A 20889-nucleotide genomic window follows, 5' to 3' on the forward strand; every position below is an offset into this window, starting at 1 on the left:
GCAAGGCCTTTTCTGTACGCCGGGATTTTTCGCATTAAGTGGCGCGCTTGGCAGAGCGAATCGGATAAAGAGCTTTGGCAACGGTTTGGGCGTTTTTTTCCGTTATTTCGGATTTTCTTGGAATCGGAGGATACAAATCTGCCGGGTCGGACCAGTTGGCAGGAAGTCGGACAGATGCCTGCTTCCCCCACTTTTTCAGCCATTTTTCAGGCATCTTATCCTCAGGTTTCATTCCTTTCATTTCAAGCCAGATTCTTGCCCATGCCCTCGGTACGACGCGCCAAATGTCGTACCCTCCTCCGCCGACAGCAATCCATCTTCCGTTGCAATAGGTGTGTGCAAGTTCGTGAGCGAGCTTTGGAATCTCTTCGTAAATCTTCATCGTCGTGCACAAGTGTGTCAGCGGATCGTAGTAATGCGCGTCAGCTCCGTTTTGCGACAAAATAACGTCCGGTTTAAAAAACTCAGCTATTTCAGAAACAGCCGTCCGGTAGGATTCAAGAAAAGACTCATCTTCTGTGAAGGCATCGAGCGGGATATTAAAAGCGTAGCCGTAGCCTTCGCCATGACCTCTTTCCTGTACTTGCCCCGTTCCCGGGAAAAGGTAGCGGCCGGTTTCATGAATCGAGACGGTACACACGGAAGGATCATCATAGAACGTAAACTGCACCCCGTCGCCGTGATGGGCGTCCGTATCAATATATAAAACCTTCGCATGATATTTTTTCTGCAAATATCGTATCACAACTGAACTGTCGTTATAGACGCAAAATCCTGAAGCTCTTCCTCTGAATCCGTGGTGAAGCCCGCCTCCGAGATTGAGGGCGTGTCTTGCTTTGCCCGTCATGACATAGTCTGCAGCTGTCAGTGTTCCGCCCACCAAAAGGGAGGCGGCTTCGTGCATCCCGGCAAAGACAGGGGTATCTTCTGTTCCAAGCCCGTAGTTTTCGCTTTCGGCTGCCGGGAGTTTTCCCGCCCCTGCAAGCTGGACGGCCTTGATATAATCGCCTGTGTGAACAAGGGCGAGCTCGGCTTCTGTCGCTATGCGCGGAGCAATCGTTTCTCCCGGTTCAAATGCGCCGACCGTATTCAAAAGATCGTATGTTACATAGACTCGCAGCTGATTAAACGGGTGATCTTGATGAAATTGATAGGTTTGGTAAGAGGGAGAAAAAATAAATACGCTGTCCTTCATGGCAAATCCCTTTGAACAGCCGGCCAAAGAACCTGATACCCTTTGGACTTCACGTCTTTGATGATAGAGGCGGGATTCATCGTTTGAACGCGAAACACGAGTATTTTCGAATCATCTTCATCACCGGGATATACGAGCACGCTCAATATGGCGATTTGGCGCCTGCTGAAAATGGCGCTGATATCAGCGAGGCTACGGGCGATATGATCGGTTTTGATTTCGATTTGGGAGCCTGGAAAATGGGCTCCTGTCAGCTGGACGAACGTATGCAGCAAATCGGATTTTGTCACAATGCCGACAAGCTTCCCGTTTTTTACGATCGGGAGGCAGCCGATTTCGTGTTCGAAAAAAACAGCTGATATTTCTTCGGCAAAATCAAGCGGGTGACCGGTGATCACTTCTTTTGACATAATCAGTTCCACCGGCTTTTTTAAATCTTCGTCAGATCTGTTTTGGGCAAAAATACTCGGACTTGCTGTTTTGACGTCCCTGTCCGTGACAATGCCTATGACCGTTCCCCGTTCATTGATGACGGGAAGGTGTTTAATATGAAATGTTCGCATGCGTTTGATCGCTTCTTCAATCGTATCCGTTCTGGAAAGTGTCACAACATCCCGTTTCATGATTTTTTCAACAATCATATTCAGGTCCCCTTTGCTCCCTTAATACATAAAACGATTGTGGAATCTGAGTCTGTCAAAACGCTCGATCGACTCCTGACTGACCTCTTTTCCGATGCGGGCCATTAAACAGTTGGCGGGATGGGAGCTGATTTCCGGATCGTCTGTCGCAAACCAGACAAGCCCTCCGGCATTCATCATTTTCTCCATCATCTTTCTGTATTCCCAAACATCTTTATTAGTCCCCTTTAGATCCCAATGCCAGTAATATTCAGTCGTGATGATGATATATTTTTCCATCTGCGGATCCATCATGCTGACCGCAAGCAGCGTCTTCCCGACAGAGTGACCCCTGAACGCCGGAATGACTTCGATGGCTCCAAGCTCAATTAAATTTTCCATGTTTCCTTCAGACCATCTTTCAAGCAGGTCTGGATAAACATATGTCACATAGCCGACAATGGTTTGCCGGAAACGGGCGATGATGATCCGTCCTTCGGGAAGCCCTGCGATTTCGATTAATGCTTCATGTTGTTTTTGAGATGGGCGAAAGGCTGTAAGCTCGTTGTGAAATTCATATTGTGCGAGTTTTTCGGGACTGATAGGGCCCTCTATCAGCACGGAGCCTTTCTCTGTCTGCAATTCTTTGGCATGATAAGTTTTGTGATGCTCCACGTATCCACCGCCTTACATCTTAGTTGAAGTCTTTTATACATAACATACCAAAATATTAAGCGTTTTCATAGGATGGAAGAGTATTTTTTAAAAATTGAGAAAATAAAAAATCTATACTATAATATATTTTGATGAGCGAACAAAGGGGGATGGGCATGGAATTGAAAGCGTTGCCAGCAGAAAAGGGAAACTACAACTTGAAAGACTATGATGAAGCATACCGGACATTTGACTGGAAGGATTCCGAAAAACATTTTTCATGGCACAAAACGGGAAAAATCAATGCAGCTTATGAAGCGATCGACCGCCACGCTGAGTCAAATTTGAAAAATAAAGTGGCATTTTACTACAAAGATCCGGTCCGCGAAGAAAAGTACACCTTCAGAGAGATGAAAAATGAAACGAATAAAGCCGGGAATGTCTTAAAGCAGCATGCCAATGTGGGAAAGGGAGACCGTGTGTTTGTTTTTATGCCGAGATCACCCGAGCTTTATTTTATTCTTCTCGGCGCTGTCAAATTGGGAGCGATCGTCGGGCCGTTGTTTGAAGCATTTATGGAAGGCGCTGTCAAAGACAGGCTTTTAAACAGCGGAGCGAAGGTTATCGTGACGACGCCGGAATTGCTTGAACGGGTGCCGGCCGGCGAACTTCCGGATCTTGAATCAATCATTGTCGTTGGAGAAGGCGTAAAGGAAGAAGGGGCTGTCATCGATTATTACGCGAAAGCGGCTGAAGCAGATACTGATCTTGAGATTGAATGGATGGATCAGGAAGACGGGATGCTGCTTCACTATACATCGGGTTCGACCGGCGCGCCAAAAGGGGTTCTCCACGTCCACAAAGCAATGATTCAGCATTATCAAACAGCCAAATGGGTTCTTGATCTGCACGACGATGACATTTATTGGTGCACGGCTGATCCAGGCTGGGTTACCGGAACGGTCTACGGGATCTTCGGTCCATGGCTGAATGGAGCAACGAATGTTGTCGTAGGCGGCAGATTCAGTCCCGAAGCATGGTACGAAACGATTGAAAAAATGGAAGTGACGGTATGGTACAGCGCGCCAACGGCTTTTCGGATGCTGATGGGTGCTGGCGACGATCTCGTAAACAAATATAATCTGAGCTCATTACGGCATATTTTAAGCGTAGGGGAGCCGTTAAATCCTGAAGTCATCAGATGGGGGCATAAAGTCTTCAGCAACCGGATTCATGATACATGGTGGATGACCGAAACAGGAGCGCAGCTCATCTGCAATTACCCGTGCATGGAAATTAAACCGGGATCGATGGGCAAGCCGATTCCAGGCGTAGAGGCTGCAATCGTCGATCACCAGGGAAATGAACTGCCTCCTTACAGAATGGGAAATCTCGCCATTAAAAAAGGCTGGCCGTCGATGATGCATTCAATCTGGAACAATCCTGAAAAATACAGCTCCTATTTTATGCCGGGGGATTGGTATGTGTCAGGAGATTCCGCCTACATGGATGAAGACGGATACTTCTGGTTCCAGGGAAGGATCGACGATGTCATCATGACATCGGGCGAGCGCGTCGGCCCGTTTGAAGTCGAAAGCAAGCTTGTTGAACATCAAGCTGTCGCTGAAGCAGGCGTCATCGGCAAACCGGATCCCGTCCGCGGTGAAATTATTAAAGCATTTATCGCCTTGAGGGACGGTTATGAACCGTCAGATTCGTTAAAAGAAGAAATCAGGCAGTTCGTGAAACAAGGTTTGGCCGCACACGCCGCGCCAAGGGAAATCGAATTCAAGGATAAACTGCCGAAAACAAGAAGCGGAAAGATCATGAGACGCGTCCTGAAAGCTTGGGAGCTGAACCTTCCGGCAGGCGATCTCTCATCGATGGAAGACTGATGTCTCATTGACAATGCAAAAATATTATGTTAAAAAAGATTTAGTCGAATATTCAAAAGGTGAAGACTGAGATCAGTAAAACGCATCCTTCCCTGTCTTAGAGAGCTGATGGCCGGTGAAAATCAGCACATATGGATGGTTTGAATTACACTCACGAACCGCTTTTGCGAAAAAAGCCTCCCGGGCTTTGTGTAGCAGAAGAACGGAAGCTTTTCCGTTATCATTGAGAGTGAAAAGAGCGCGGCCATGCGTTCTTTTAAGCAGGGTGGTACCGCGATTTTTATCGTCCCTTCGTTTTTGCGAAGGGGCGTTTTATTTTTGGAAAAAAGGAGCTAAATGATGATGACACACTTACTTGATGATTTGTCCTTCAGGGGACTGATTCAGCAGCAAACCGATGAAGCAGGCTTGAGAGAACTGCTGGATAAAGAAAAAATCAGCTTATACTCCGGATTTGATCCGACAGCTGACAGTCTGCATATCGGACACCTGTTGCCGATTTTAATGCTTCGCCGCTTTCAGCTGGCCGGACATCGTCCGATTGCGCTCGTAGGCGGAGCGACGGGCCTGATCGGCGATCCGAGCGGAAAGAAAGCGGAGCGCACGCTGAACAATGAAGAAATCGTCCGCGAATGGTCGCAGAAAATCAAAAACCAGCTTTCGCGTTTCCTGGATTTTGAAGCTGAAAAAAATCCGGCGATTATGGCGAACAACTATGACTGGATCGGCAAAATGAACGTCATTGATTTCCTGCGCGATGTCGGCAAAAACTTCGGAATCAATTACATGCTTGCCAAAGATACGGTAAGCTCCAGAATCGAGACGGGCATATCTTATACTGAATTCAGCTACATGATCCTACAGTCTCTCGATTTCTTGAATTTGTACAGAAACCAGGAATGCAAGCTGCAGATCGGCGGAAGCGACCAGTGGGGCAATATCACGTCAGGCCTCGAGCTTATCCGCAAATCTGAAGAGAATGCAAAAGCTTTCGGATTGACGATTCCGCTTGTGACAAAAGCAGACGGCACGAAGTTCGGAAAAACGGAAGGCGGCGCGATCTGGCTTGATAAAGAGAAGACATCGGCATATGAGTTTTATCAGTTCTGGATCAATACCGACGACAGGGATGTCGTGAAATACTTAAAATACTTCACTTTCTTGTCCAAAGAAGAAATTGAAGATCTCGCTGAAAAAGCAGAGACGGCGCCTGAAAAACGCGAAGCGCAAAAGCGCCTCGCCGAAGAAGTGACCGTTCTTGTACACGGCCGTGAAGCGTTTGAGCAGGCTGTCAACATCTCAAAAGCACTCTTCAGCGGAGATATTAAACAGCTGACTGCTGAAGAAGTGAAGGTCGGCTTTAAAGGGGTTCCTTCCATGGAACTTGAGAAAGCGGATGAACTGCCTCTTGTTGAGGTGCTCGTCCAATCCAAGCTGTCTCCGTCTAAACGCCAGGCGCGCGAAGATATCACAAACGGCGCGGTATACGTTAACGGCGAGCGCCGCACCGATGTTGCGGACGTCCTCACCGGCGACGACCGCATCGAAGGACAGTTTACCGTCATTCGCCGCGGTAAAAAGAAATACTTCCTGCTGACTTATAAATAATCAAAAAGCTCTTGCCAAACGGCAAGGGTTTTTTTGTGTCCGTATGTTTCATGTATGTTCATTCAGGAAATGTCAAAAATATAGATGTAATAGGTAGAGCATTTTCATCGTTGAAGAGGGAGGAATGTAGCATGAACCTGTTCATTGCGGCGAAAGAAAAGTTTATGGAAGATTACAACAAGCAGCTGGAAACGGAACGAAAACAAGAGGCGCAGCAGTCAGCTGACGGATACAATCAATTGAATCAGACGGAAAATGCAGCAAAGTGGCTGAAGTAGAGGGTCTTTAGGGCCCCCTTGGTATGAAGGTGTCCGCGAAGAAATTTCCGCGCATCAGCCGGACATCATAGCCGTTAACGAAGGGTACAATCAATACTTTGAAGCCGGGTCTCCCGTCATCATGAAAGAAGATAGTGCTGGATCAAGCCGACCCATTGATTTCCAGACATATGCACGGGAAGAATTGAAGAGCTTCATACAGGAAAAAGGAATGTCCTCTCCTCTCGTATGCCTGTGCCGGATGATGGAATATATGACAGATTAAAGCCGTAAAAAACAGACAGTGAATTTCTGTCTGTTTTTTTGGCTTCTTCTTCGAGAACAAAGAACAATGCCTCCGGCGGGATTCGAACCCGCACTCCTCTCGTAAGCATAGGCTAGGGGAGAACACGCTTCCCTACGGACTTTCACCGACAGGAATTCCACCTGTCTCAGCTATTTGCTTTTCGGTGCTTCTGAAACCCTTGCCTTGCGACCCGTTCCTACAATGTTTTACGGCGCTCTTCCCTTCTAGAGCTACAGAGGCGAAATGGATGATTCATATTATACAGAAGCAATGGTGAAATGAGAACTGAAATTTTGAAAAGGCACAGCTCAAATTCCAATTAAAAAAATGTTCCTCTAAGATGACTTGGGAGCATCCTTCAAGTAAATGGTTGATAATGATATTTTATGGTATAATTCATATGTTTTTCGCAAATTTATAGATTTGACAATGGAGGAACTTGTATGAAGTGGTTTTGGAAAGGCTTGAGGAATTATGCGAATTTTGAAGGGAGAGCAAGACGAAAGGAATATTGGTTGTTTCATTTGTTTAACGGTATCATATGTTTTATTTTATTTATCTTAACAGTAATGATCGTAAGTTTATTTATTTCAGGAATCATGACAGCGGAAGGATATGATGGATATCAAGTAGGATATATCATCGGGTATGGCGGTGGATTCCTCGGGTACGTCCTGATCTTAATTTATCAGTTGGCTGTTTTGGTGCCTTCTTTGGCTGTCAATGTCCGCAGGCTGCATGATACCGGAAGAAGCGGCTGGTGGATTTTAATTGGCTTGTTGCCGATTATCGGTGCTGTCATTCTGCTGATTTTTTACTGTCAGGCTGGCGAAACAAAAGAAAATCAATATGGACCAGATCCAAAAGTAAATGTATCGTAAATTGCACCCCAATTGTTAGACAATCATCTGGCGATTGGGGTTTTTTATAGTCTGAAGAAGACCGAAGGGGAACGACTGTTAACTTGATTTTTAATGAGAGATGCCCGTATTTCCGAAGATTGTTTGGCATATCAATTTCAGTGACGATTCAAGATGGTTTTGAGATACCGGAGACAGTCAAATGGGCGAGGCTAAAACAAAAGCAGTCACTGAAGTTCATGCCCCTCGTATCGCGGGACGGATCTTAGCCCTCATCGAAGCCTTCCGGGAGTTTTTTATAAATAAATCGCACACCATCCCGCTAACACCCCCATTACAAAGCAGTCGTTGCTGTCCATTTTCTTACCGTGTTTAACAAAGACATTCAAAGCCCAATTCAGTTTAGTGCCATCTTCAGTCTTTGCAACCCATTTTTTGCTGATATTGTAGTAAATGACTTTGAAAATGGCGAATGCAGCTAAACAGAACAAGTAGAACAAGAGAAACTTACCAAAAAACATAAGCATTTGTTGGTCACTCCTCCGTTTTCATTCTTTAACCAACGATTTGATTTTACCGAATATATGCATAAGAGAAAAGGAGACGTTTGTCATATCTTGCTTGTGAGGAGGTATCTTGCAAGAAAAATCATCTATTAAAAACTTGACGCTTATGAGCTGGGTCCGTTTTATTCCCGGCTTATCAACAGCCTGCAATCTCCCCGAATCAACGGGGGAAGAAGAATACAACAAAAAACCCTGGAATCGCTGATATATCAACAATTCCAGGGTTTTTGCCAATGCTCTTTAAAGAGCATTTTCTATTAACGAGAGTAGAATTCAACGATCAATGCTTCGTTGATCTCAGCAGGAAGCTCAGAACGCTCTGGAAGGCGAGTTAGTGAACCTTCAAGCTTTTCAGCGTCAAAAGTCAGGTATTCAGGAACGAAGTTGTTCACTTCAACCGCTTCTTTAACTGCAGAAAGGTTTTGAGATTTTTCACGAAGTGAAATCGTTTGGCCAGGTTTAACTTGGTAAGACGGAATGTCAACGCGGCTTCCGTCAACAAGAATGTGACCGTGGTTTACCAATTGGCGTGCTTGGCGGCGAGTGCGCGCTAGGCCAAGACGGTAAACGATGTTGTCAAGACGTGCTTCAAGAAGAATCATGAAGTTTTCACCGTGTTTACCAGCCATTTTCGCAGCTTTGTCAAAAAGGTTGCGGAATTGGCGTTCGTTCACACCGTACATATGGCGAAGCTTTTGCTTTTCTTGCAATTGCAAACCATATTCTGATAGTTTTTTACGCTGTCCCGGACCGTGAGGACCTGGTGCGTAAGGACGTTTTTCTAATTCTTTACCCGTACCGCTCAAAGAGATGCCTAAACGGCGGGATAATTTCCAGCTTGGACCTGTATAGCGAGCCATAATGTGACTCCTCCTTTGGTTTTATTTTTGTGAAAATAAAACCCATCTGTTCAATTCAGCCATGTCCATTTTGTTTTCATGTATCCTCGCTCCAGCAGCAAAGAGTTACACGATACACCTTAATAGATAAGGAACAAAATGAAACACAGAAGCAGAACAAAAAGGCTGCATTATTTCACACAAAGAAGATTATATAATGTCCGCTGTGCAAAGTCAACCATTCATGGACTGTCCCAAAGAGCCTGAATCGTTAATAAGTATAAAGTCCTGTTTTTTATGATATAATCAGGAAAATAAAATACATAAAACGGATTTTTTTAAGGTGATGACCATGAATAAACAAACTGAAGACCTATATCTGTCTTTTCATCAGAAGCTGTTCCAATTTCTTTTAAAAAAGCCGGCCGTCTCGTACGATGACTCTGTTGCCTGGCTAAAAGCGGCAGCAGAGTCATTTTTTTCGTTTATATCTCTTACATTGCGTCCTTCTTCAAGTCCGCAGGGAGCGAACGGCCAAAGCGGCCAGATCAGCCGAGTTAATGATTATTATATCATTATAACAATAGAAGAAAACAGCAAATATATAGAACTTTTGTGTCAAAAGAATCATAAAGTACCAGAACGTCTTGCTGAATCCATCCTCCTGTTTTTAATGCATTGTCTGAAACTTGATGCATTATTTCATGAGGAGCTCAATAAAACAAAGATTTATGAAAAGACGGCGCTGCTGCATGAGCTGATGGATCAGGAGCAGGTGCTCAAGACAATGGTTGAAAGTTTGAGGGGTGTTTTTCCTTTTTTGGCATATTGTCTTTTCTTGTCATACGACGAGGACCAATACATCAGCCTTCCTGCGATAGAGTTAGATGTGCAAAGCGAATCGACCGATTCTTTCGCCTTAGAGGCATACTTATCAGGACAGGCGAAGAGCAAAAATGAATCGGAAGTTTACATTCCGATTAAAGGCCGGCAGGGAACGTATGGCGTTTTGAAGGCTTTTGGACCAGGGGCTGCCGATACGGCAGCGGATATATGCATTATTTCGAATGCGGCAGGGAAAGCATTTGAAAATTCCCGGCTTTACGAACAGTCGCAGAATATGATTTCAAATTTGGAGCTGATTAATGAAACATCGCATCAGCTGAACCGGACGAAACGCCTCCCTGATATGATGAAGAGTTTGTCCGAAAGGCTGATCAGTTCATTTGGCGCCGAAGAGGTGGGCTTTTTTTATAAAAATCATTTGGACGAGGAAACCCTGCTGCCGGGAAGCACCAGTTTTTTTCAGACGGATGCGGCCCTTCCATATATCCGCTATGTTAAAGAAAAGATTTCAGAGGAAAACGGGGTATTTGTCGGAAACGGTTCTTCGTTTTTTGGAAATGACGGTTATGCTTCATTAATGGGCGTTCCGATGCTGGAGAATAATGAAAACAAAGGATTTGTCATCGTATTGAAAAAAAACGTCTGCTCTTTTTCATTTGAAATGTTTAAGCTGTTTCAGACGCTGATCAGGCATTCCACGCTCGCCGTGTCGAATTTGATGCTGCGCGACCGGCTGAAGTATCTTGTTCAAACAGACCGTTTGACAGAGCTTTACTCGAGAAGCTATTTCGATGAAAAAATCGGGTACAGTATGAAAGCGGATGAGAGCGGCGTACTCGTATTGATTGATATCGATGATTTTAAACAGATTAACGATACGTACGGCCATCAGAAAGGCGATGATATTCTCATTCAAGTCGCCAGGGTGATCCAGCGAAACATCCGCGACCAGGACGTCGCAGCAAGGTGGGGAGGAGAAGAGCTTGCGGTATACTTGCCGAAAGCAGGGCTGAACACCGGTAAAATGCTTGCTGAGAGGCTGATTACGCTTGTCAGGGAATGCACTGATCCAAAGGTGACGATTTCGTGCGGGGTATCCAATTGGTCTCAAGATCGTCCGAAATCTTTAACCTGCCTTTTTAAAGAGGCGGATGTCGCGCTGTACAATGCAAAGCGAAACGGGAAAAACAGGTTTATGACACATTAAAAAAGAGCCGGATTTACCGGCTCTTTTCGCTTAAACGCTCTCCAAGCATCTCTGTGAACTTTTTCAAATAATACTCATCTGTTTCATCGAAGCGGTTTTTAATCGGGCTGTCGATATCGAGCACCCCGATGATGTTCCCGTCAACTTCAAGCGGAACTACGATTTCGGATTGGGATGCCGCATCACACGCAATGTGTCCGGGGAACGCGTTCACATCTTCAACGCGCTCGATCCGGCCGTTTGTATAAGCGGTGCCGCAGACGCCTTTCCCGAACGGGATTCTTACGCATGCAGGAAGTCCCTGGAACGGCCCGAGCACAAGCTCGCCGTCTTTGGCAAAATAAAAACCCGCCCAGTTGATGTCTTCCAATGATTGATATAAAAGAGCGGAGGCGTTTGCTGTATTGGCGATCATATCAGGTTCGCCTTCTGTCAGCGCATCGATCTGTTTGAGGAGAAGCTCGTATTTTTTTTCTTTGCTGCCTTCTGTTTTTTCGACATGAAACATGATAATTTCCCTCGCTTTTTCTTTGAAATGGCAAAAACACGCTTGCCGTGATGCTATTTGTCGAGCACTTTTTACAGGAACAATTCCGCTTGAAGTGGAATTGTTTTAAGTAAGAAGGGGTGAAACAAGATGGGATCAAACGCTATTTCAACCACGAAGGACAGGATCATCGAATCTGCCGTGGAGCTGTTCAACCAAAAAGGTTTTTCAGGAACATCCGTCCGCGAAATTGCCCGAGCAGCCAATGTCAATGTCGCCCACATCTCCTATTATTTTAATGGAAAAGGCGGTTTAATGGAGCATTTGATATCCCGTTTTTATGAAGGCTATTTAAGAGTCCTTGAAAAGGGTTATGAACGCCTTCCGGATGCAGGTGCAACGGATTGCCTTCTTCAATTGGTTTTTGATATTCTATCGTATCAGCATGAGCACCGTCAATTAACTCGGTTTGTTTATCGCGAAGTCACGATTGATTCCACACTGAATCGCGAAGTGATGTCGACATATTTAACAAAAGAAAAGTACATTCTCCACCTGATCATTGAAAAGGGAAATGAGGACAATGAATTTTCCCGTTTTCCCCTTTCCCATTTTATGATTCAGCTGAAGTCGCTTTTAATGATGCCTTATCTGCAGCCTCAATATATTTCAGAAGTGCTGTATGTACAGCCGCACGAGCCGTACTTTTATCAGGCGTATTACAAGGAAGTCAAAACATGGCTTCTCAGTCTGTTGTACAGAGAAGGTCGGCAAGCCGCCGTTATTTAGCCAAGCGGCTCTCAAAATGTTCGTAACCAAATCCGGCATCCTCTGCTTGGTGGGCATCAGACCCAAAGACAAGCGGGATGTTTTTTTGTTCCGCTTCTTTTATCATCCATTCTTCCATATAGACGTCGCCTGCATAAGGCTTGCGGAGGCCGGACGTATTAAAGTCAAGTTCGTATCCGCGCTTTGCGGCTTCATCCAAACAGGAGGAGACCGATTTTCTGACGCTTTCTGACATCGAATACGGAAACAGCTTCACAAATTTTTTCGCAAGCGTAATGTGGCCGATTCGTTTTGGCTTAAATGCTCCCAGCGGTGATACAATGGAAGAATAAATTTCGTCATAATAGGCGAGATAGACCTGTTCTGTGCTGCCGTAGCAGCCGATCAGCTGCTGAAACGCTTTTTCATCGTAGTCAAGGCAGATGTGCGATGATCCGGCCGGCAAAAAATGAACGGAAAGAATGCTGTCGTCAAGATGCGTGCCGTATTGATCGAGAAAAGCTTTCGTTTCGTGTTCAAAGGTGCGGATATAATCGACTTCAAGACCGATTAAAACGTCGAGCTGTCCTTTGTACTCTTCCTTCAGTTCGGTCAGCCGTTCAATATAGCGGTCCAGCTCGGAGATCGGCATGGCGCTGTCTTTCTCCGGGGTCGGATCCATGAATGAAGGCGGAAGCGGCGCATGCTCGGTGAAGGATACGGATCGGAAGCCTTTTTTGCATAATTCTTCTATATAATATCTGAATTCGTCTTTTGATCCGTGCGGACAAAAGGGAGAATGAACATGACCGTCTCGTTTCAGCATGATGTCACCCCGTAAAAAAATAGTCAGATGTTGTCACTTTGATGTAAAAAAATTAAAAATTCTGCTCAAAAAATGTTGGTTACATGGTATCATAAGAACAATGAAAACGATAGTTTAACTTCATTTTTACATAACAATTTCAAATACATACCCTGACAGAACAGATAAACAGCAAGGGGGCTCATTATGGAGTTTGTCATTGGCTTACTGGCGTTATTTTTAATCTTATTCGCTACGGGCTACTTATTCAGAAAAAATATATATAAAGAGATCGACCGTTTAGAAGCTTGGAAAATCGAAATCATGAACCGATCGATCGTGGAAGAGATGTCAAAAATCAAGCATCTGAAAATGACGGGGCAGACTGAGGAATTCTTTGAAAGGTGGCGCCGGGAATGGGATGAAATCGTCACCTCGCATATGCCCAAAGTCGAAGAGCTTCTGTTTGAAGCCGAGGATTGCGCCGACAAATACCGTTTTCAAAAATCGAAACAGGTGCTCGCGCATATTGAGAATCTTTTATCAGCGGCTGAATCCAACATTGAAGACATCTTAAAGGAAATCGCCGATCTTGTCTCGAGCGAAGAGCAGAACCGCAAAGAAATCGAAGAGGTAAAAGAACGGTATACAAAAGTGCGGAAAAACCTTTTGGCATACAGTCACCTGTACGGAGACCTCTATGAGAAAATTGAAACCGACCTCGATACCGTGTGGGAAGGGATTAAACAGTTTGAAGAGGAAACAGAAGGCGGAAATTATATAGAAGCCAGAAAGGTGCTGCTCGCCCAAGACCGTTTGCTTGAAGAGCTTCAATCATACATAGACGATGTGCCGAAACTGCTTGCAAGCTGCAAGCAGACCGTTCCGCAGGAACTCGCCAAATTGAAAGCCGGCTATCAGGAAATGATCGATAAAGGGTACAAGCTCGATCATATTCAAGTGGAGAAGGAGCTCGAAAATCTTTTGAAAGAATTGAAGCGTGCTGAAGGTGCGCTTTTGGACGAACTTGATTTAGAAGAAGCCGCCGCAATCGTGCAGATGATTGATGAAACGATCCAGACGCTGTATAACCAGCTGGAGCATGAAGTCGAAGCAGGGCAGGAAATTTTGGGGAAAGTGCCTGAGCTTGCCGCTGCATTGGAAAAGCTTGAAGCCTCCAAAAAGGATACCGAAGCTGAAACCGAACTAGTCAAGAAAGGCTACAGACTGACAACCGGAGAACTGGAGAAACAGCAGTCATACGAAAAACGCCTTGAAATGATCGAAAAGCAGTTCGAACAAGTGAAAGAAAGGCTTGATCAGAAACATGTCGCCTACTCGCTGTTAAAAGAAGAGCTTGCGGATATCGAAAAGCAGATGGAAGCCGCTCAACGGGAGCATGACGAATACAGAGACATGCTGCAAATGCTGAGAAAAGAAGAGCTTCAGGCAAGAGAGCTTCTCAAGCAATTAAAGCAGACGATCAAGGATACGGCGCGGAGCCTGGAGAAAAGCAATGTTCCAGGGATTCCGGAAGCCATAACCGAAAAGATCCGGCAGTCGCAAACGACTGTGCAGAAAGTGACAGAACAGCTGAATGAGCTGCCGCTGAACATGGATGCGGTGAACGAACGCCTTCAAGAGGCGGAACAGCTTGTCACAGAAGTGAAAACAAAGACGGATGAACTGGTTGAACTGGTTTTGCTGATCGAACGCATCATCCAATATGGCAACCGCTTCAGAAGCCAGGACCGGATTCTTTCCGAACAGCTGAAAGAAGCAGAGAAAAGTTTTTATGCATATCAGTATGAAGAGGCTTACGACATTGCCGCCAGAGCGGTCGAAAAAGCGTCGCCGGGAGCAGTTGCCCGGCTTGCAGCGGACGCGAAGCAGCCTGAATAGAGCAAAAACCCGGCACGTGAAGAGGCGTGTCGGGTTTTTTTGTCTATAGCTGCAATGAAAAATAAAAAAACCGGCCCTGTTTAAAAACAGAGCCGGTTTTTAAAAGATCAGCTGACTTTCTTTAATTTGTCTTTCGGCGAAGCGATGAAAAATGTCACAATGTAACCGATCACCGCGCCGATAACAGCCGGAATGACCCAGCCGACACCCATGCTGAACAGCGGGATGTTCGCTTTTAAGATATCGTTTACCGGACCCAGCGGAATTTTCGCCGCGTTTAATCCGTCGATGATGCTTAAAATTCCAGTCGGGATAAGGGCACCGATATAGACTTCGCGTCGTTCAGCAAACAGCTTGTCAATGAAAGAGAGCAAAACGACGACGATCGCAAGCGGATAAATCGCCGACAGAATCGGAACTGAAAACGAGATGATTTCTGTCAGTCCGAAATTGGCAATCACAAGGCTGAAAAGCGTCACGATGATGACAACAGCTTTGTAAGAGAGCTTCGGAATCAGCTTTGAAAAATACTCTCCGCAAGAGGAAACGAGTCCGACGCTCGTCGTCAGACAGGCGAACAAAATCGCGATACCTAGCACGGCATTTCCAAGCGAGCCGAATAAATACGCGGAAGCTTTGGACAATATTTCGCCGCCGTTGTTGAGCGAACCGACGGTTTCAACACTTGTCGCCCCTAAATAAGCGAGAGAAACATAAACGAGTCCGAGACCGACTGCAGCGACGATCCCCGCTTTGATGCATGAAGCGGCGATTGACTTTGGATTTGTAACGCCGCGGTCTTTAATCGCGGTAATAACGACAATTCCAAATACGATTGAAGCGATCGCATCCATCGTTTTATATCCTTCTAAAAATCCAACAAACAGAGGTGCGGATTGATAGGCCTCTGTCACAGAGCCGATGCTGCCCATCGGGGTGATAAACGCTTTGATGACTAATATTGCGATTACAGTCAATAATATCGGTGTTAAAATTTTACCGATGCGGTCAACAAGCTTGCTTGGGTTTAAAGCCAGGAAATAAGTGATTCCGAAAAATATCAGGGTAAAGATAAACAGATAAAGACTTGATGAATGTTTCCCTAAAAACGGCTCCACCGCTATCACGTATGAAACATTTCCTGTCCTCGGAATAGCAAACAAAGGTCCGATCGTCAAATAAATGCTGACGATTAATATCGTGCCGAAGACCGGATGGGCTTTGTCAGCTAGGCCTTTTGCACTCCCTTTTAGAGCAACCGCGATGACGCCGAGCAGCGGAAGACCGACGCCTGTCAGCAAGAATCCGATGATAGCCGGCCAAACATTCTCTCCGGCAGCTTGACCGAGCTGGGGAGGAAAAATCATATTTCCCGCTCCGAAAAAGAGGGCGAACAGCATAAGTCCAATCGCCGTCGTTTCCTTAGCGGATAGTGAAGTTTTCATTAAAAAGAACCTCCTGGTTTGTTGTTTAAATTTTCTGTCAATTTATTTTCGTGATATAATATGACAAAAGTCCAAAGACTATTATATTTTAAAAATCAGAGAAGTCAAACATTTATTTTTAATTTTCAATTACAAGTTGATATGATAACATATACAGTCATGAAAAAGAACGTTCATTTTTAAAGGAGTAGATCATGATTTATCTTGATAATAGTTCAACAACAAAACCATATCCTGAATTATTACAAATTTATGAACAAGTAAATCAGCGCTTCTTCGGCAACCCGTCGTCACTGCACCGCCACGGCATTGAAGCGGATCAATTGCTTTCAGAAGCGCGGAAACAGATCAAAACGGCGCTTTCGCTAAAAAGTCATGATATCGTGTTTACGTCCGGGGCTTCAGAAGCCAACAACATGGCGCTGAAAGGCATTGCTTTGGCCCATATGCAAAAAGGAAAACATATCATTGCTTCCTCCATTGAACATCCGTCTGTGACGGAATCTTTGGAGCAGCTGAAGACAGCCTTCGGCTTTGAGGTTACATATCTTCCTGTCGACAGCCGCGGATTTGTTTCGCTTGAAGATCTGAAACAAGCGCTCCGCAAAGACACGATTCTGGTGAGCATCATGCACGTCAACAATGAAACAGGTGTCATCCAGCCTGTGGAAGACATCGGCAAAATCGTAAAAGAAAACACAAGGGCATACTTTCACGTTGATCACGTTCAAGGCATTAACAAGGTTCCGCTGGACATCTCCGGGGCGGACATTGACCTTTGTACGATATCGGGCCATAAATTTCACGGCTTAAAAGGAACAGGAGCGCTCATTCTGAACGAACGGATTTCGCTTTTTCCTTTGATTTCCGGAGGAGAACAGCAGAACAACAGGCGTGCCGGAACTGAAAATACCGCCGGCGCTGTTACGCTTGCAAAAGCGATCAATATGTCAAAACAGGATTATAACCATTATATAGAAGAAATAAAGGCGGCAAAATTGGCTTTTATCAAGGAGCTAAAAGAGCTAAAAGGTGTTATATTAAATACGCCGGAAGAAAACAGCGCGCCGCATATCATTAATTTTTCCGTGCCGGGATTGAAGGCCGAGGTCCTTTTGCATATGCTAGAAGAGCGGGGTATTTTCGTATCGACGACATCAGCATGCTCTTCAAAACAGCATAAGCCGAGCAAGGTGCTTTTAGCAATGGGAAAAGGTGAAGATGCAGCGGCAAGCAGCATCAGAATCAGTATGACATACCGGGACAATCAGGAGATTGTCGGCCCGTTTATGACGGCCTTAAAAGAAAGTTTACACAAACTAAAAGGAATTATGAGGTAGAGACACAATGAATGAAGACTATATTTTAATCAGATTTGGCGAAATTTCAACAAAAGGAAAGAACAGAAAGCTTTTTGTCGATCGCCTGAAAAGAAATATCAAAATGGTCTTGCGCGATTTCCGCAACGTCCGTTATGAGTCAACACGTGACAGAATGACTCTCGTATTAAACGGAGAAGACGCGGAAGCCGTAATGGCCCGTCTGAAAAACGTTTTCGGCATCCAATCGTTCAGTCTTGCCGTGAAGTGCCGGACAGATCTGGAAAGCATTAAAGAGACGGCGCTCGCGTCTGTTCAAGAACAATACAAGCCCGGAGATACCTTTAAAGTATCGACGAAAAGGGCTTACAAGCAGTTTGAATTAAATACAAATGAGATGAATGCCGAAATCGGCGGACACATTTTGCGCAACACCGATGATCTTACCGTTGACGTTCATTCCCCGGACATCCATTTGCGGATCGAAATTCGGGAAGATGCTACGTATTTGACATTCCGGGATGAAAAAGGTGCGGGCGGACTGCCGGTCGGAAGCGGAGGAAAAGCGATGCTTATGATATCCGGCGGAATTGACAGCCCTGTTGCCGGGTTCTATGCCATGAAGCGCGGGCTTGAGATCGAAGCTGTTCACTTTTTCAGCCCGCCATATACAAGCGAACGGGCCAAGCAAAAAGTGATTGATCTCACTAAACGCCTTACGGCTTTCGGCGGAGACATCAAGCTTCATATCGTTCCGTTTACGAAAACCCAAGAGCTCATTCAAAAGCAGATTCCCGAAAACTATTCCATGACGGCGACCAGAAGGCTGATGCTGCAGATCGCCGACAAACTGCGCGAACGACATAACGCGCTTGCCGTTTTTACAGGAGAAAGCCTCGGCCAGGTGGCAAGCCAGACGCTCGAAAGCATGTATGCCATCAACGCGGTCACGAGCACGCCGGTTTTGCGCCCTTTAATCTGCATGGATAAGACGGAAATCATCGAAAAAGCGAAGGAAATCGATACGTACGATATCAGCATACGTCCGTACGAAGACTGCTGCACGATCTTCACGCCTTCTGCGCCGAAAACGCGTCCGAAAAAAGAAAAAATCGAACACTTTGAAAGCTACACAGATTTCGAACCGCTCATCAACGAAGCTGTAGAGAACACAGAAACGATTGTTTTGAGCAGCAAAGCGGAAACGAAAGATCAATTTGCGGACTTTTTCTAAAGGAATATTCGATCAAACGCCTTTGTCTGTTTTTGCATACAATTACCAAACATTCTTTGTATGAAGTCATGTGTTTTTACACAATCTATACTCACAAGGAGGTGAGAACACATGGCTCAAAACAACAGACAAAGCAGTTCTAACCAACTATTGGTTCCTGGTGCTGCTCAAGCTATCGACCAAATGAAATTCGAAATCGCTTCTGAATTTGGCGTTAACCTTGGAGCAGAAACTACTTCTCGTGCAAACGGTTCAGTTGGAGGAGAAATCACTAAGCGTTTAGTTTCTTTCGCTCAACAGCAAATGGGTGGAACACAACAATAATTAAAATTAAAAAGCAATGGATAATGGGTGGGGTTTAATCCCCACTCTTTTTTATGTTCTGCAAAATAGGCATTTCGGAATACAATTGTATGAAAGGATTATGTATAATAAAAAGATGGCACAAGACAAGGAGATGGATGGGTTGAGAAGAGAAGATTTGATTGCGCCGGAGAAGTATAACGCGGTTGATGAAATTGAAAAATTTAAATCTTCCCGTGATAAAACCGCTTTGATCTGGGAAGATGAATCAGGACGTCAAGTGTCTTGGACTTATGAAAAATTAATTGAAAGGGCTTACAAAATCGGCGGCATATTGACCCGTTCTGGACTGGAAAAAGGTGACAAGCTTATCGTGATGATGCCGCGGATTCCGGAGACGTATGCCGTCTACATGGCCATTTTAAAAGCCGGAATGGTGGTCATCCCATGTTCCGAAATGCTCCGGGCGAAAGACTTGGATTACAGGATCAAGCATGCCGGCGTCAAAGGAGCCGTCGTATATTCAGCATTTCTTGATGCTTTTCTAGATGTTCAAGCAAAAGATGAGCTGTCGTTATTTGCCGTCGGAGAAAGCAGAGAAGGGTGGATCAACCTGCTTGAAGAAATGAATCAGGCCGTTGCCGCGGATTTTCAAGCGGCTGATACCTCTCGCGATGACATCGCATTTTTATCTTACACATCAGGCACGACCGGTCAGCCAAAAGGAGTTGTACATACACACGGCTGGGCTTATGCTCACTTAAGAACAACAGCTTCCGCATGGCTTGACATTTCAGAAGGGGATCTCGTCTGGGCAACAGCGGGGCCGGGCTGGCAAAAATGGGTATGGAGCCCGTTTTTAGCAGTGCTCGGCAGCGGTGCAGCCGGCTTTATCTATCACGGGAAATTTACGCCGGAAACGTATTTGCAGCTGATTGAGCGCCATCAAATCAATGTGCTATGCTGTACGCCGACAGAATATCGATTCATGGCGAAAGTCAATGATTTGTCCCGCTTTGACCTGTCTTCGCTGCACAGCGCTGTTTCGGCCGGGGAGCCGTTGAACAGGGAAGTCATTGATACATTTAAAAAGCATTTTCATATTGATGTGCGGGACGGATACGGACAAACGGAAAGCACGCTGTTGGTGGGGATTTTAAAAGGAATGAAAATCAAGCCTGGAAGCATGGGAAAACCGACGCCTGGAAACCTGGTTGATATTATAGACGGGAATGGAAAGAGCTGTCCGCCGGGCGTAACGGGCGATATCGCCGTCCACTTAAGCACGCCGGCACTCTTTAAAGAATATTACAAAGATCAAGAACGAACGCTCCGCCAAAGAAGAGGAGATTACTTTATAACAGGGGATAAGGCGCGAAAGGATGAAGACGGCTATTTCTGGTTTGAAAGCCGCAATGACGATGTGATCATCAGTTCAGGATATACAATCGGCCCGTTTGAAGTTGAAGATGCACTGATCAAGCATCCTGAGGTCAAAGAATGTGCTGTTGTGGCAAGCCCTGACGAAATCAGGGGATCGATCGTGAAAGCATATGTTGTCTTAAAGGATCGATCCCGCGGAAATGAACAACTGACAAAGGAATTGCAAAACCATGTAAAAGCCATGACGGCCCCTTATAAATACCCCCGGGAGATAGAATTCATCGAAGAACTGCCGAAAACGCCATCGGCGAAAATTAAGCGCTTTGAACTAAGACAACGGGAAATCGTTCTTAAAACAAAAGCTGAATAACCACACAAGAGGGGGGGAA

20 protein-coding genes and 1 other annotated feature are annotated in these 20889 nt (G+C 45.3%); of the genes, 12 read left to right on the top strand and 8 right to left on the bottom strand.

What is annotated here, in order from left to right:
* Positions 1-34 precede the first annotated feature (34 nt).
* Genes M1D90_RS05915 through M1D90_RS05925 form a run of 3 tightly spaced genes read right to left on the bottom strand, consistent with a single transcriptional unit; the run spans position 35 to position 2490 of the window.
* On the bottom strand, positions 35-1195 hold the full coding sequence (locus tag M1D90_RS05915) for an acetoin utilization protein AcuC (RefSeq protein ID WP_026579066.1): 1161 nt from the start codon (positions 1193-1195) through the stop codon (positions 35-37).
* Positions 1192-1836: an acetoin utilization AcuB family protein gene (locus M1D90_RS05920; RefSeq protein WP_026579067.1), complete on the bottom strand. Its 645-nt coding sequence runs from the start codon at positions 1834-1836 to the stop codon at positions 1192-1194. Before M1D90_RS05920 ends, M1D90_RS05915 begins: the two co-directional genes overlap by 4 nt.
* A 21-nt stretch (positions 1837-1857) precedes the next feature.
* A complete protein-coding gene (locus tag M1D90_RS05925) occupies positions 1858-2490 on the bottom strand; it encodes a GNAT family N-acetyltransferase (protein WP_456283185.1) in 633 nt (210 codons plus the stop codon).
* Positions 2491-2645: 155 nt separating this feature from the next.
* Between M1D90_RS05925 and acsA the strand changes: the two genes are divergently transcribed.
* The 4 genes from acsA (at position 2646) to M1D90_RS05945 (ending at position 7417) form a co-directional block, all read left to right on the top strand.
* Positions 2646-4364: an acetate--CoA ligase gene (gene acsA / locus M1D90_RS05930; RefSeq protein WP_026579069.1), complete on the top strand. Its 1719-nt coding sequence runs from the start codon at positions 2646-2648 to the stop codon at positions 4362-4364.
* A gap of 53 nt (positions 4365-4417) precedes the next feature.
* Positions 4418-4658: a binding site (T-box leader), on the top strand.
* A 48-nt stretch (positions 4659-4706) separates the two neighbouring features.
* Positions 4707-5972 carry a tyrosine--tRNA ligase gene (gene tyrS / locus M1D90_RS05935; RefSeq protein WP_023855507.1) on the top strand — a complete coding sequence of 422 codons (1266 nt, stop codon included), beginning with the start codon at positions 4707-4709 and terminating at the stop codon, positions 5970-5972.
* Between the two features lie 131 nt (positions 5973-6103).
* On the top strand, positions 6104-6250 hold the full coding sequence (locus M1D90_RS05940) for a hypothetical protein (RefSeq protein ID WP_165395385.1): 147 nt from the start codon (positions 6104-6106) through the stop codon (positions 6248-6250).
* 729 nt (positions 6251-6979) lie between these two features.
* Positions 6980-7417 carry a DUF805 domain-containing protein gene (locus M1D90_RS05945; RefSeq protein WP_026579070.1) on the top strand — a complete coding sequence of 146 codons (438 nt, stop codon included), beginning with the start codon at positions 6980-6982 and terminating at the stop codon, positions 7415-7417.
* 275 nt (positions 7418-7692) lie between these two features.
* Here M1D90_RS05945 and M1D90_RS05950 read toward each other — a convergent pair whose 3' ends face one another.
* Positions 7693-7923, bottom strand: coding sequence for a hypothetical protein (locus tag M1D90_RS05950; RefSeq protein WP_026579071.1), 231 nt, complete (start codon positions 7921-7923; stop codon positions 7693-7695).
* 109 nt (positions 7924-8032) lie between these two features.
* On the opposite strand from M1D90_RS05950, the gene M1D90_RS05955 reads away from it, so the two are divergent.
* Positions 8033-8167, top strand: a complete 135-nt coding sequence (locus tag M1D90_RS05955; protein WP_256164420.1) for a hypothetical protein — start codon at positions 8033-8035, stop codon at positions 8165-8167.
* Between the two features lie 52 nt (positions 8168-8219).
* On the opposite strand, the gene rpsD is transcribed toward M1D90_RS05955, so the two are convergent.
* Entirely contained in the window at positions 8220-8822 is a 603-nt protein-coding gene (rpsD, locus tag M1D90_RS05960; RefSeq protein ID WP_020452596.1) for a 30S ribosomal protein S4, read from the bottom strand.
* 331 nt (positions 8823-9153) lie between these two features.
* On the opposite strand from rpsD, the gene M1D90_RS05965 reads away from it, so the two are divergent.
* A complete protein-coding gene (locus tag M1D90_RS05965; protein WP_065643624.1) occupies positions 9154-10854 on the top strand; it encodes a sensor domain-containing diguanylate cyclase in 1701 nt (566 codons plus the stop codon).
* Positions 10855-10867: 13 nt separating this feature from the next.
* Here M1D90_RS05965 and M1D90_RS05970 read toward each other — a convergent pair whose 3' ends face one another.
* Positions 10868-11362, bottom strand: a complete 495-nt coding sequence (locus M1D90_RS05970) for a GAF domain-containing protein (RefSeq protein ID WP_065643625.1) — start codon at positions 11360-11362, stop codon at positions 10868-10870.
* Positions 11363-11491: 129 nt separating this feature from the next.
* Between M1D90_RS05970 and refZ the strand changes: the two genes are divergently transcribed.
* Positions 11492-12130, top strand: a complete 639-nt coding sequence (gene refZ, locus M1D90_RS05975) for a forespore capture DNA-binding protein RefZ (RefSeq protein ID WP_020452593.1) — start codon at positions 11492-11494, stop codon at positions 12128-12130.
* Here refZ and hisJ read toward each other — a convergent pair.
* Entirely contained in the window at positions 12123-12935 is an 813-nt protein-coding gene (gene hisJ, locus M1D90_RS05980) for a histidinol-phosphatase HisJ (protein WP_020452592.1), read from the bottom strand. The two genes, refZ and hisJ, sit on opposite strands and share 8 nt — an antisense overlap.
* Positions 12936-13121: 186 nt before the next feature.
* On the opposite strand from hisJ, the gene ezrA reads away from it, so the two are divergent.
* Positions 13122-14816, top strand: coding sequence for a septation ring formation regulator EzrA (ezrA, locus tag M1D90_RS05985; protein WP_039072913.1), 1695 nt, complete (start codon positions 13122-13124; stop codon positions 14814-14816).
* A gap of 107 nt (positions 14817-14923) precedes the next feature.
* On the opposite strand, the gene brnQ is transcribed toward ezrA, so the two are convergent.
* A complete protein-coding gene (gene brnQ / locus M1D90_RS05990; protein ID WP_020452590.1) occupies positions 14924-16261 on the bottom strand; it encodes a branched-chain amino acid transport system II carrier protein in 1338 nt (445 codons plus the stop codon).
* Positions 16262-16455: 194 nt separating this feature from the next.
* Here brnQ and M1D90_RS05995 point away from each other — a divergent pair, with 194 nt between their 5' ends.
* The 4 genes from M1D90_RS05995 to mbcS all read left to right on the top strand — a co-directional run bounded on the left by M1D90_RS05995 (position 16456) and on the right by mbcS (position 20870).
* A complete protein-coding gene (locus tag M1D90_RS05995) occupies positions 16456-17601 on the top strand; it encodes a cysteine desulfurase family protein (RefSeq protein WP_020452589.1) in 1146 nt (381 codons plus the stop codon).
* Positions 17602-17608: 7 nt separating this feature from the next.
* Entirely contained in the window at positions 17609-18814 is a 1206-nt protein-coding gene (gene thiI / locus M1D90_RS06000; protein ID WP_128823556.1) for a tRNA uracil 4-sulfurtransferase ThiI, read from the top strand.
* A 111-nt stretch (positions 18815-18925) separates the two neighbouring features.
* A complete protein-coding gene (locus tag M1D90_RS06005) occupies positions 18926-19138 on the top strand; it encodes an alpha/beta-type small acid-soluble spore protein (protein ID WP_003184396.1) in 213 nt (70 codons plus the stop codon).
* 133 nt (positions 19139-19271) lie between these two features.
* On the top strand, positions 19272-20870 hold the full coding sequence (mbcS, locus tag M1D90_RS06010; RefSeq protein ID WP_243456965.1) for an acyl-CoA synthetase MbcS: 1599 nt from the start codon (positions 19272-19274) through the stop codon (positions 20868-20870).
* The last annotated feature ends 19 nt before the right edge of the window (positions 20871-20889 follow it).

The organism is Bacillus sp. JZ34 (assembly GCF_053903205.1).